The sequence below is a fragment of the Mycolicibacterium iranicum genome (assembly GCF_002101705.1).
Lineage (GTDB): Bacteria > Actinomycetota > Actinomycetes > Mycobacteriales > Mycobacteriaceae > Mycobacterium > Mycobacterium iranicum.
Window position 1 is genome coordinate 261,360 of record NZ_LQPC01000020.1, and the last position, 12,564, is coordinate 273,923.

Below are 12,564 nucleotides of genomic sequence, written 5' to 3' on the forward strand. Positions count from 1 at the left end.
GCCATGTTTCTGCCGCATCAGATCGTCGGGAACGAATTGAACAGGCAGTTCGACGTCCGCGTGCGCAAGTACTTCTTCCGCGGCATGGACTTCGCAGGCCCGGTGGGCGACCCGGGGTGGTTCGGCCCGGGTAGCGCGGTGTGGCACGTGCACTCCCACGTTCACGCCCTGATCTTCGGGCTGCAGTGCGCGGCGTTCATCGAGCGGCTCGATCCGTCCATCTACTGGATGGGCGTCCACCACTCGCGCCTCGTCAAACCCGAGACGAAGAACAATCCCATGCCCGAGATCGACCCCGCGGGCTTCGGGGCGCGGCTCGGCCACTCCATGGCGTTCTTCATCGGCACCGCGTACGGCTCGACCGCCACCGCAGAACGGCTCGCGCTGGCGGTCCGCTCCATGCACCACACCATCAAGGGCACCCGGCCCCACGGCGCACGCTATGACGCCGACGACCCCGAATGGCTGCGCTGGAACTACGCCACCGTCGTGTGGGGTATCGACACCGCGCACGAGCTTTATCACCCGAACCCGTTGCGCGGCAAAAAGCTTGACCGGTACTACGGCGAGTTCGTCCGGGTCGGGCATGCACTGGGCGGCACCGACCTCCCCGCCACCAAGCAGGAGACTCTGGACTGCCTGAAGTCGTACCTGCCCAAGCTGGCCGTCACCTATGGCGCGGCGATGGCGACCGGCCCCGGCCTGCCCCTGCCGTTGGCGGCCCTGAACTGGGCGGTGCGCGATACGATGCCGGCCTGGGCCAAGGGAATGATCCAGCATCGTGATCCGAACGTCGTCGAGCGCACCGCACGGCGCGCCACGGTGTGGTCGGTGATCAACGGAATCCACACCGCATCAGGCCCGCTACCGGAATACGAGCAAGCCAGGGCGCGGGTCGCCGACGGTATCGACCCCGACCTCGCACCGCACACCGTGCCGACCTATCAACCCGGCACGGACCCGGCGCTGACCCGCAGCGAGTTGGAGAATGCCTTCTGACAGCGAAGTAGCTGGTGGAGTTGTAGCGAATAACGCGAGCTCTCCCACTGAGGAGAGATCGCTGATAACTGACCGCAAATACTCACCTAATGAGGCGCCTCTAGCCCGCGGGTACGCAAAAAGGCACCACGCCCGGCGCGGCCGGCCGCCTACCCGGATGACTACTATGGTGCTTGATCTCACCGGCCACCCATCAGCCCCGAGAGGTACTTGGCATGACTGCATCGACGGCTGCGAATTCCGCAAAGAGCGCTGACCTCGCCGTAATGCCGCTCGTACTGATGTACCACTCGGTCGCCCCCTACGACGAGGATCCCCACGAGGTCACTCTCACGCCACACCGGTTCGAGCAACACATGCACTGGCTGCACCGCCGCAAGCTGCGCGGGGTCTCGATGACCGAGCTACTGCGAGCGAAGGCGCAAGGGCAGGGCCGCGGACTTGTGGGCCTGACTTTCGATGATGGTTATCAGGACTTTCTTACCTACGCGATCCCAACTCTTCAGAAGTTCGGTTTCACCGCGACGACCTTTGTTCTTGCCGGACGTCTCGGCGGCGAGGATGAGTGGAATCGCCCGGCACCCGTCAAGACGTTGATGACGAAAGACGAGGTACGCCGTGTAGCGGCAGCCGGAATGGAGATCGGCTCGCATGGGCTGGCCCATGTCAAGCTGACCGAAGTCGATGACGAGACACTGAAGGCTGAGGCGGTCCACAGTCGAGCGATTCTCAGCGAGTTGGTTGGTAGCGAAGTGACGGGCTTCTGCTACCCATTCGGCAAGATCGAGCCGCGCGTCGTGAATGCGATCAAGTCCGCTGGGTACGAATACGCATGCGCCATCTGGCCCTCTCGCACGATCGGACGCCATGCCATTCCACGCACGTATGTGCATGACCGCGACACTTCCTGGCGCCTCGACGCCAAACGTTTAGTTGCCGGAGCCAGAGTCGGCAATCGCTTCGCAGTGCGCCGCCACCGCGGCGCCTCGTAAACCGAGTCTCGGAGGAAAATTGCGGACGCCTGCGGCAAACCATCGAAAATGGACCGAGATGGGCATGTTTGGACGGGCGCGGTTGGTTGCGGCTCTTCTCGCCACAGCGGTGACACTCGCGCTGGTCGAACCCGCAAATACCGGCTCGGCCAGTCCGACCGGCAACTCTGATATCCAGCGTGGATTCGCGCTTATCTGGGATAACACCTACAACGGTCCACAAATCGCCGATTCATTGCGCGAGATGAAGGCGGCAGGAGCGACGTGGGTGCAACTAGGCGCCGCCTGGGGGCAGCCTACGAAAAACGCGAGCGCAATTTCGCGCCTGCCCACCACGATCTCGGACGAGGATCTGGCACGAGCGATAACGGTGGCTCACCAACTCGGCCTGAAGGTCCTTCTCACGCCGCACCTATATCTGCCGGCACCCCAGAGCCGTAGCACGATCAGCCCGGACGATCGGCCTGCGTGGTTTGCCGCCTACACACAATTTGTTACCCACTACGCGGCAATGGCCCAGCGATTGGGCGTAGAACAGTTCTCCGTTGGCAGTGAGCTGGCGTCTATCAGCGATGATCGCCCCGGTTGGCTTGGTGTCATCTCGGCTGTGCGCGCCGAATACAGCGGCACCCTCCTCTACGGCGCTGAACCGCTTGAGTATCCGCGTATCCCCTTCTGGGACGCACTCGATCTGATCGGCATCGACGCCTACTGGCCGTTATCCCCGGTGCCCACGACCGACGCGGCAGCGTTGCGTCAAGCCTGGCAACCAATCGTTGGGGAGATGGCGGCCTTCTCGGCCCGCACGGGCCGCGACATCGTGTTCACCGAAGCGGGATTCACAAGTCAGCGAGGCACTACTACGCATCCCGCCGACTGGATGATCAGCACGACTCCCGATCAGGCCGAGCAAGCCGCCGCGTATCAATCGTTGCTGGCATCTTTCAGCGATCAACCATGGTGGAAGGGCGTGTATTGGTGGGTGTGGAACGCACTTCCTGACGACGGCAGCGATCACGCGACCAATTACTCCCCGCGTGGCAAACAAGCGGAGGCTGTGCTGAGGCAATGGTGGCTTTGAGTGGAAGTACTGGAATTCGAGCCTGACCAGCAATGGTAGCTTGAGCACCATGGTGAATGCGCCCACTCGACTGAAAGACGCCATCAAGCGCGTCCCGGGAGTGCAAACTCTGTATTTCAGACTGTCCGGAATGCGGCTGCCACGTTCCACCGAGGCTGCCTTTCGCGAAATAGTCTCGGAGAACAAGTGGGGCGTCAACGAATCGCTCTCTGGGGGTGGTTCAGACCTTCATCAAACGCGCATCGTCCGGGAGCGTCTGCCCGCACTGTGGGCAGAGTTGAGCGTGACGACAGTCCTCGACATACCTTGTGGCGACTTCTTCTGGATGAAGCACGTCCCCAAAGATGGAATTCACTACCTCGGCGCTGACATCCTTCCCGAGCTCATCGAGAGCAACAACAAGCTCTACCGCCAGTCGGATGTGAACTTCCAGACGCTGAATCTCCTGGAGGGCGGCCTCCCAAAAGTTGATTTCATCCTCTGTCGAGATTGCCTTATGCATTTCTCCTACCGACATGCCATAACCGCGCTCCGCAACATCTGCGAAAGCGGCTCAACGTATGTATTGACAACGACATTTACTGATCGGCGTCGCAATCACGACATAGCCACCGGGCAATTCCGTCCGTTGAATTTGCAAGCGCGACCGATCGCCCTGCCGCCACCCATGCTTCTCATCAATGAAGGATGTACTGAGTACGAAGGCGCCTATCCAGACAAATCCCTAGGCTTGTGGCGTACCGCCGATATTCGAGCGCACCTCGAGCGTCGTCATTGAGGCCCGCCTTCGCGACAACTAATCGACGTCGTGAATCCCATCACGACTGCCCAAGAAGACGTTCACGCCGTTCCCCGTAACGGCATTTCCGGTGATGACGTAATCCGTCACGCGATGATCAGTCCATATCCCGAATTTGGTGTTGTCCCGGACATAGTTTTCTTTCACGGTGGCGCGCTTGACGTCGTACAGCACAATCCCATTTCCGTTACGGCTCACATCATTTCCGGTGATGGTTAGGTTCTCCAGCGGAGCCAGGTCTGCCTGGATGCCGCTGACAGAATTCCCGACAAAGATGTTGTCTTCGATGTAGGTGAAGTCGCTGTTGTTGGTGATCCGCAGACCGTAGTCGCAATTCGACACTTCATTGTGGTGGATCCAGTTGTGGGGACCCGTGTTGTCGTGCATCGACGTGGTACCGGCGATCCCGCTGTACTCGCCGACTTCGATGCCTCCGCCGTTCGGGCTGACCGCTGTGCCATTGCGCACACAGTCTGTGATTTTGTTGTATCTGATCTCATTGCTGTACTCGTCCTCGCCGTGGAGGTCGAGGGCTCCAGAGACGGCACCGGTGATCTGGTTGTGCTCGATGAGATTGTGATGCGCCGAGAATTGCACAAGAATCCCGTGGCGGATAACCGGCCCTATCATATTTTCCCGGACCCAGTTGTTGTGAGATCCGCTCTGATCGATCAGGATTCCGTACCCGGAGCCGCCACCGCCCAACGAACTGGCATTCCTGATGACGTTGCCCTCGAGCAGCACGTGTGTGGCGTTTTGCAGTTGCAATCCGAATCGCTTATGCCTCTCGACTCTGAGATCTCTGACGGCGATTCGCGACACCGGGATGTTTCCGACATCTCCCAAACGCACACCGGCGGCATATTCCTTCCCGGCCGCGTAGGTAATGGTGAAACTCGACAGACTCAGGTTGGTGACACCGGGAGCGGCAAACATGACCGCATGGGGGGCCGAAAGAAAGAAGACCACCGAGCAGAAGTTGCCGGCAATTACCGTCGAATCGCGCGATTGTCCCCTCACTGAGACCCCGGACTTCAGATTAATCGTGGACTCGACGTGATAGACGCCGTTCGGGATATAGACGACATCTCCAGGAGCGGCGGCCGATATAGCTTGCTGTATTGCCACCGCATCATCGTCTGAGGCGTTGTGGGGCGTGGCTCCATAGTCCAAAACGCTGTGCACCCGTCCGGCTGAGGGGGACCCGTTTGGTGGTCCAGTCGTTATGCGACTTTCGGTTGGTGGGTCGCCGACCACTGTAGGGCAAACTCGGCGGGGGTGAGTTCGCCGTGGGCGGTGTGGGGCCGGTTGGCGTTGTAGTCGCGGCGCCAGTCCTCGATGATGACCCTGGCTTCCAGCAGGGAGTCGAAACGCCACGAGTTAAGTAGTTCGTCACGCAGTCGGCCGTTGAACGATTCGACGAAGGCGTTCTGCCATGGTGAGCCGGGATCAATGAAAAGTGAACCGGCACCGTTGAATCGACACCAATCACTGACCGCATGCGCTACGAATTCGGGGCCGTTGTCGAAGCGCATGTAGTGCGGGGCGCCGTGGGTGAGTGCGAGGCGGTCCAGCACGGCGACGACCCCGTCAGCATCGATGGATCGGTCGACCTCGATCGCCAGGGCTTCCCGGGTGAACTCATCGATCACGTTCAACAACTTCAGCGTGCGGGCGTCGGCGGTGGTGTCGAACTGAAAATCCATCGCCCAGATGGCATTCGGACGAATCGGCGACATCGCGCCCACGGTGACCCCGATGCCGGTCAACCGCTTCTTACGGCGCCGCTGCGGCACCCGCAGACCCTCCTCGCGCCACAACCGGCGGATGCGCTTGTTGTTGACCTGCCAGCCCGCCCGGCGAGCCATCTTCGCTGCTCTGCGCCATCCCCAGCGAGGCCGGTCTGTGGAGAAACGGCGCAGCCAGGCCCGCAACTCGGCCTCCTCAGCAGTGACCGGTGATGGCGTCAGCCTCATAGTGGAGCGGTGGATGCCCACCACGGTGCAGGCGCGGCGTTCAGACACCCCGAACCGCTCACGCAGCATGGTCGCTGCGCGGCGCTTGCGGTTCGGGGTCAGAAGTTTCCCGACCCGATCTCCTTGAGCATGTCGATGTCGAGGGCCTGATTGGCGACCAGCTTCTTGAGCCGGGCGTTCTCGGCCTCGAGCTCCTTGAGGCGCTTAGCGTCGTTGGCTTTCATCCCGCCGTACTGCGCCAGCCAACGATGCCACGTCGATTCCGCGATCTGCAGATGCCGGCACACCTCGGCCAACTCCTGGCCGGTCCCGAGCAGCTTGTTGCCCTCGGCCAGCTTGCGGATGATCTGATCCGGCGTATGCCGCCGGCGCTTGTTCGATGCCATGTCGTTAGTGATTCTTCCTGCCCGACCGCTCGGGCACAGAGTCCCACAACGACTGGACCACTACAGGGGGCTCACCTCACGGCGGCGGGATCAGGAGCCTCGAATGGGACTGACAGCCCCGAATCGTAGGCCGTCGGCGGATCCGCGTGTGCTGGCGTAGCGATTGGGGTCATCGCCGCAAGCAGAGTGATTACCGCTGCCGATAAGTATCTCACCGAGATCCAATCCAGAACGCGAGCTAATAGATTTACACCGCAATACTTCCTGCCGAGCTCAGCAGTTTGTAGACACTTTTGGCCATCAATCAGGTCACAGTCGTAGATCGGGCCAGGGCACGCCCTTAGCCGCGCAGCGACAGCGGGCTTCCTGCTTCAACAGCAGGACAGAAAGGCGACGACCCCAACCCGCGTCTTTTGCTTGTTGCGCACACCGTTGGCGGGTCCTTGCGGTGCCGATTTGTGGATTCCATTATTTTTGAGACAGAATCTGCAGCGACGTCTTTGTTCACTGCACTTATCTTGGGCCTGCTACATGTCCGCGAATACTTGTGTCGAGGCCCGCCAGCCCGCAGACACCTCGTGTGGACGCAGAGAGCGCGCAGCGAACGCGCAGGTCATCAGCCCAAGCGTTTCGACCATCCGGAAACTTCGCACCTCGATGACATACGGTATCGCTGCCTTATTTGCAGCTAACAACGTAACAAGTTGAGATACTCGCACCTCAGCGCTGAGCAATTGGTCTACTAAAGAGTCTTCTAGCAGGGGTTGCAGGCGTGATGACGGGATGCTAGCGTCGGGTGTCCGTGGAGGTGAATCTACCGATCACTCCAAAACAGCTAATCAAGTGGCCTTTACTGGATCACATCGCTTCTGAGCAGGGGGGGGTCGGAATGGCTGAGCAGGCATCCGCACATAACTACGAATCGGTCGCGCCTTCGACACACTTGGCGCAGCGCGGAGTGCACGTCGCCGACACTGCACAGATCCACCAGAATTCGCTTAGCCGGGAACGGCGGTCCAAAGCGGGACAGATGACCGTGAGCCTGGTCATCCCGGTTAAGAACGAGGCCCGGAACATCGCGTGGGTTCTTGAGCAGATCGGTGACAACATCAGCGAGGTCATCCTCGTCGATGGCAATTCGACCGACGCGACGGTCATCACCGCGCGAAGCTGCCGCCCGGACATCAAGGTGGTCGCGCAAGAGGGTGTCGGCAAGGGCAGCGCCCTGCGAACCGGATTCCTGGCCGCCAGCGGCGACATGATCGTGATGATGGACGCCGACGGCAGTATGGCTCCAGCCGAAATCCCTCATTATCTGCACTTTCTGTCCAACGGATACGACTTCGTCAAGGGCTCCCGGTTCATCCCCGGCGGCGGATCATTGGATATCACCCCGTTCCGCCGCTTGGGCAACCGTTTCCTGCTGGGTGTATTCAACAGCCTGTACAAGTCCGACCTGACTGACCTGTGCTACGGGTTCTGCGCCTTCCACCGTCGCTACCTCGACCTTCTCGCGCTGTCCGCAACGGGTTTCGAGATCGAGGCCGAAATGGTTGTCCGCGCCATGCAGTCCGGTCTGCGTATCGCCGAAGTCCCGAGTCTTGAACTCCCACGGCGGGCAGGCAAGTCCAACCTGAACTCGATTCGCGATGGCATCCGGGTACTGCGAACCGTGCTGCGCAGTCACAGATCGGGACTCAGCGGGCGCGTCGTCCAGTCGGTCCGGAAGCAGGTGCACTCGGCTGATCGCCAGCGGAGCACTGCATGAGCGACGGGCATGCTCAGGAGACAGACCGTCTCCCGGCCGGGCCTGATTCAGGAGTAAACGCGGCCCACTGCAGTCTGGCTGCGGTAGAGATAGCAGGATTGCGGGGGTAGCTGAATGAAGGCCTCCGCCTTGCGGATCGGCCTTGTCGTCCCTCGCTTCGCGCCATTTCATGGCGGCGTCGAGACTTACACGATGCAGGCTGCCGCTGCCTTGGCCACCCGCGACGTCGATGTGACCGTCGTCACGCAAGTTCCGCGTGCCAGTGAGCTACCCCGGGTCGAACATCGTGGGGGCTACGGTGTCGAGAGGCACGTCCTGCCGCTGGGCGACATTTTCGACGCGCCGTCGCCCGGAGCAATTCGGGCAGCTTCGCGGCGAGGCCGCTTCGACGTAGTGTGGGTCCACAGCTACCACACTCCGCTGGCCTGGCTGGTGGCTGAGGTGGTGAAAGTGCCAGTCATCTTCACACCTCACTATCACGGCACGGGGCATAGCAGGATCCGCAGCGCACTCCACCGTGCCTACCGTCCCGCCGGGGGTCGGCTGATGGCTACGAGCGACAAGATCATCGTAGACACGGAAGCGGAGGCCAACCTCGTCCTGCGTGACTTCTCCGACGTCGTCTCCGAAGACAAAATTGTCATCATTCCACCCGCAGTGGCCGATCCGGCTGCGGGACAGCCGTATCCGAGCGAGCAGCCCATCGTGCTGACCGTCGCCCGGCAGGAGCGATACAAACGGACCGACCTCCTTATCCGTGCGATTTTCGACGTGCACAACCGCGGGGTGCCCGCGCGACTGGTCGTCGTTGGGCACGGTACTGCCGTCGATGCCTACCGAGAACTCGCAGCTCGGCTGGGTGCCAGCGACATCGTGACGTTCACCGGCCCAGTCGATCAGGAAACGCTGGGCCGCTGGTGGACTTCAGCATCCGTCTACGCAACAGCTAGCGAGCAGGAGGCATGGGGCATCGGGCTCGCCGAAGCGCTTGCATCGGGGCTGCCGGTCGCTGCGAGCGCTATCCCGGCGCACCGCGAGGTCATCCGCGGTGCGGGCTCGGATGCGGAATTCCGCTTATGCGAAGCAGGGACGTCTGACGCTGAGGCAAGCACTCGATATGCCGACGCGATCATCGATTTGCTGCGCTTTGGCCAAGCACGTCCTCAACGCGCATCACTGTGCGATCTCCCGAACACGGCTGAGGTCGGGGATCGACTTTACGACCAGTTCGCCGAGACGGCCCGGATTGCGAACCGCCGGTGACCGACACACTGGATGCCGCTGCCGCGCCGCTCGATCGGACCAGCGCCGAACCTGAGGCACCGCCGTTTTCCCAGCGTGCCTCAGACCGCTCCTACCGGGTGATCGTGGCGCTGGCCATGATTCTCCCTCCCCTCGGTTGCGTGCTAGTCGTGTTGGGCCATCACCACGCTGCCGGACTGAGCGAGCCTGACAATCTCCAATTCGCCCTCCACTGGGCAGGCCTGCTCAGTGTCTTCCTCCCGCTCGCCGGGCTCGCCTGCGCCCGCAAAACCGGCGGCGTGACACGGGCGCTGACGATCGCCGGAATCGGGCTGTTCGGCATGTTCGGCAGATTCCTCAACAACCGTCCGGTGGGCGTAGACGAGTACATCCACTTGCGTCAATCAATCGAGGCGCTCTCCAACGGCGAAGTCGGCCACCCCGTATCCGTTCTTCCGATCACCGAGGAATTCTTCGGCCTGCACCAGGTCGCGAGCGCGTTCGCCCGGCTGGCGGATCTACCGCTGTGGACCGCTGGCGTCACGGTGATCACGCTGGCTCATACTCTGTCGGTGCTGGCTGTGTATCAGCTAATCCGGATGGTCGGAGCCCCCGCCCCGGGAGCGGCAGCCGGCGCTGTTCTTTACACACTCAATCCGTCCTGGTTGTACTTCAACGTCGCCTTTTCCTACGAGAGCCTGGCGCTACCGCTGGTGTTGTGGACACTGGCAGCTTCCGTCGCAGCGGGACGGGCAACGGGGAGGCCTTCGTTCCGAGCGCTGGCTGCAGCGATGGTCGCCACCGCGGCACTACCTGCCATCCACCACCTGAGCACGATCATGCTGCTGCTAATCCTGACCCTGCTCATCCTCGCCCGGCTGATGGCCTGGTTGCCGCGAGTGGCGGTGGCCGGTCTGCGGGCGTCACACCCAGATCGGTTATGGCCGCTTGTGACGATCTGGTACTGGCTAGCCCTATCAATCCAGTTCTGGTGGTCAGAGAACTATGGGTGGCTGGCGAACTACCTGGGTCCGGCCTTGAGCGAGGGATTCAGTCAGCTGTCCCACATCGTTCAAAAGATTGTCGACGGCGTCAGCCAACCCGCTTCCGGTCAACGCCGGCTGTTCGCCAATGCTGCCAATCCGATCTACGAGATCATTGCCGGCTACCTCTTCCCATTCGTGGTCTTGGCCGTTTTTCTGTGGGCCACGAATGTCATGTGGCGCAACCGGCATCGATTCGGCTCCGCTCCTTGGGCATTCGCAGTTGTTGGCTTCATGTTCTTTGCCAGCATGCCCATGCTGTTGACCACGGGTGGCGGCGAAGGCGCGCACCGTTCGTGGGGCTATAGCTTTGTCGGGATCGCCGTGGTCTGCGGGGTGGCCTGGTCTTTGGCGCCGCAGTCTGCCGGTGTCGTCGCAAATCGCTTACCAGCCGTCTCGAAGGCGGTTCGCCGACCGGCCGTCCGGATATTTGTCGCGTTGTGCACTTTCACCGTCCTCGCTTTCGGCAGCGCAGCACTGGGCATCAACGTTCCGCACCGTTTCCCAGGTACGGCGAACGTCGGCGACGATGCACGCTCGATGTCGTACGAGGCCAGAGCGGTAGCCGAGTATCTCGCCGCGCACGCGCCACCTGACACCCCGGTCCTCGCGGATCGCTACGTCACCTCGGAACTGCTCTCGGTGGGCAGGATGTCACCGCTGTCCCCGAGCGAAGAGTTTCCCATCTATGAGCTTTACATGAGCGATGCGCCAATACGCCCGCAAGTGCTCAAGCAGATCTGGGATTCTGAAATTGAGTATTTCGTGGTCGATTCCAGGATGGCCACGACCCGTCCGCGGATGGGGTACTGGTTCGTTCGCAACGAGCCGGGAGTCGGCGGCACCGACCTGTCTCCGCAGCTGGCTCTCGATCGGTTCGATTGCCTTCCGTGGCTGCAGGCTGTCTATGGGGCAGGTCCACTGACCCTGTACAAAGTCGATCGCGATACCTTGGCCGGCACTCGTGCAATGAGCTGCGTGGAAGCAACGCCATGAACGACCAGCAGCAGGCGGGCGGGGGCGTCGCGGTGGGCGAGTTCTCGGCGGACACGCCACGCCCTGAGCGTTCGAGAACGCTGAGGATAGCTCCGAGTCGGCGCCGGCGTTCCAAGCACCGACGGCGACGAAGCGTGCGCTCCCTCGTGCCATCATCTCTGATGTCGACGGTGTCGGCATCAGAGCGAAGCACCCCGGTTCGGTTGCGGCTATTGATCTGGTCCGCATTGGGGGTGGCGTGTTTGGGTTCGGCCCATGCACTGCTCCCGGAGCGGCATGCGTTGTACGGTCTGCCATCCAATGGACTGGGGTGGGCCGTGTTGTTTCTCGGCGTCGCTGGGATCTGGCTTGTCCCGGGATTATGGTTGTCCGCGGTCGTGGCGCGCACCGGCGCCGGCCTGGCGGCATGGCTCGGAACTCGGATAGCCACCACACTCATCTGGTATGCGCTCGCTGGCCCCATCATTCACAGGCTGGGCGACAACGCTCGGGTCACGACGAACGGAATTCTCATCGCCACGGTGGCGGCGACGTCGGCAGTTGGCCTTGGGGTCGCTCTCGGGATGTGCCCGAGGCCCTCGCGTCGTTGGCAGCGATTCGTCGCCGCATTAGTGGTCGGCGCCGTCGCGGCGCAGAGCGCGATCTGGGTATCGGCACGAGTCTGGGACCAACAACTGGACTTCTCTCACATCTGGCGCCTGAACTGGCAGATCGTTGGAGCATGTGCGCTGTTGACGGCCTTCGGTGCGATGAACCGCCCGAACCTTCCGCCCGCTCCGACGGCTCGCCGGCTACGCCCGTTCTTCATCGCGTTCGGTGTGCTAGCGGCCGCAGTCGCATTGTTCGTAGGAACCAGCATCAAATGGTCGCCAGCTCAACGAATGCCCTCTGCGGTAGGCATCGTGCAAGTACCGGCTCCCCCCAGCTCAGATGCCGCATTCGGATTGACTCCGATGGGCCCGGATGGCGCCTCCATACTCCAGCGCGTCGACTTCAGCGTCACCGATGACACCGGTCGCGCGCTCCCCGCCACCACGTTTCTGCAGCGCGCGGAGGGGGAGGACTATCAGACGGTACTGGTCGTATCGCTGCAGCCGGAGAGCCGCCAGCTACTCTGCAAGACGAGCGGCGTCGGTCGGGCAATGGTAGACACTGCCAACGCAAACGTGCACCTACCGGTCAAGATCAACGTGCGAGACCGTACGACCGGGCTGCACACTCAAGGTGTGCTTACAGGCGATTGGTGCACCCGATGACGGCGATTCGGACCCAGATCAGCCGA

At 61.8% G+C, this 12,564-nt stretch carries 10 protein-coding genes; 8 read left to right on the top strand and 2 right to left on the bottom strand.

What is annotated here, in order from left to right; translation table 11 throughout:
* The first annotated feature begins 3 nt into the window (after positions 1-3).
* From AWC12_RS06360 to AWC12_RS30815, 4 genes are all read left to right on the top strand, one after another.
* Entirely contained in the window at positions 4-999 is a 996-nt protein-coding gene (locus AWC12_RS06360) for an oxygenase MpaB family protein (protein ID WP_085173022.1), read from the top strand.
* A 215-nt stretch (positions 1,000-1,214) separates the two neighbouring features.
* Entirely contained in the window at positions 1,215-1,991 is a 777-nt protein-coding gene (locus AWC12_RS06365; protein ID WP_207576384.1) for a polysaccharide deacetylase family protein, read from the top strand.
* 109 nt (positions 1,992-2,100) lie between these two features.
* Positions 2,101-3,072, top strand: coding sequence for a glycoside hydrolase family 113 (locus tag AWC12_RS06370; RefSeq protein WP_165762768.1), 972 nt, complete (start codon positions 2,101-2,103; stop codon positions 3,070-3,072).
* Between the two features lie 49 nt (positions 3,073-3,121).
* Positions 3,122-3,850, top strand: coding sequence for a class I SAM-dependent methyltransferase (locus AWC12_RS30815; protein ID WP_133057308.1), 729 nt, complete (start codon positions 3,122-3,124; stop codon positions 3,848-3,850).
* 18 nt (positions 3,851-3,868) lie between these two features.
* Here the strand turns inward: AWC12_RS30815 and AWC12_RS06380 are convergent, their stop codons facing one another.
* Together AWC12_RS06380 and AWC12_RS06385 are read right to left on the bottom strand one after the other, a co-directional pair.
* On the bottom strand, positions 3,869-5,128 hold the full coding sequence (locus AWC12_RS06380; protein ID WP_110808571.1) for a NosD domain-containing protein: 1,260 nt from the start codon (positions 5,126-5,128) through the stop codon (positions 3,869-3,871).
* Positions 5,095-6,233 (bottom strand): IS3 family transposase gene (locus AWC12_RS06385; protein WP_110808572.1). Its coding sequence is split into 2 segments (ribosomal slippage): positions 5,095-5,963 and positions 5,963-6,233, totalling 1,140 coding nucleotides; the frame shifts between segments, so codons are not numbered across the junction. The genes AWC12_RS06380 and AWC12_RS06385 overlap by 34 nt, the downstream gene beginning before the upstream one ends.
* Positions 6,234-7,122: 889 nt before the next feature.
* On the opposite strand from AWC12_RS06385, the gene AWC12_RS06390 reads away from it, so the two are divergent.
* The 4 genes from AWC12_RS06390 to AWC12_RS06405 all read left to right on the top strand — a co-directional run bounded on the left by AWC12_RS06390 (position 7,123) and on the right by AWC12_RS06405 (position 12,538).
* Positions 7,123-8,001: a glycosyltransferase family 2 protein gene (locus AWC12_RS06390; RefSeq protein ID WP_412098610.1), complete on the top strand. Its 879-nt coding sequence runs from the start codon at positions 7,123-7,125 to the stop codon at positions 7,999-8,001.
* A 114-nt stretch (positions 8,002-8,115) separates the two neighbouring features.
* Positions 8,116-9,264: a glycosyltransferase family 4 protein gene (locus AWC12_RS06395; RefSeq protein ID WP_085173028.1), complete on the top strand. Its 1,149-nt coding sequence runs from the start codon at positions 8,116-8,118 to the stop codon at positions 9,262-9,264.
* A 104-nt stretch (positions 9,265-9,368) separates the two neighbouring features.
* Positions 9,369-11,282: a hypothetical protein gene (locus AWC12_RS06400; RefSeq protein ID WP_133057309.1), complete on the top strand. Its 1,914-nt coding sequence runs from the start codon at positions 9,369-9,371 to the stop codon at positions 11,280-11,282.
* Between the two features lie 146 nt (positions 11,283-11,428).
* Entirely contained in the window at positions 11,429-12,538 is a 1,110-nt protein-coding gene (locus tag AWC12_RS06405) for a hypothetical protein (protein ID WP_133057310.1), read from the top strand.
* Positions 12,539-12,564: the final 26 nt, after the last annotated feature.

Excerpts from the sequence above, each read along its gene's own strand:
- AWC12_RS06360 (WP_085173022.1), top strand. The coding sequence starts at position 4 with ATGTTTCTGCCGCATCAGATCGTCGGGAACGAATTGAACAGGCAGTTC.
- AWC12_RS06395 (WP_085173028.1), top strand. The coding sequence starts at position 8,116 with ATGAAGGCCTCCGCCTTGCGGATCGGCCTTGTCGTCCCTCGCTTCGCG.
- AWC12_RS06365 (WP_207576384.1), top strand. The coding sequence starts at position 1,215 with ATGACTGCATCGACGGCTGCGAATTCCGCAAAGAGCGCTGACCTCGCC.
- AWC12_RS06390 (WP_412098610.1), top strand. The coding sequence starts at position 7,123 with ATGGCTGAGCAGGCATCCGCACATAACTACGAATCGGTCGCGCCTTCG.
- AWC12_RS30815 (WP_133057308.1), top strand. The coding sequence starts at position 3,122 with ATGGTGAATGCGCCCACTCGACTGAAAGACGCCATCAAGCGCGTCCCG.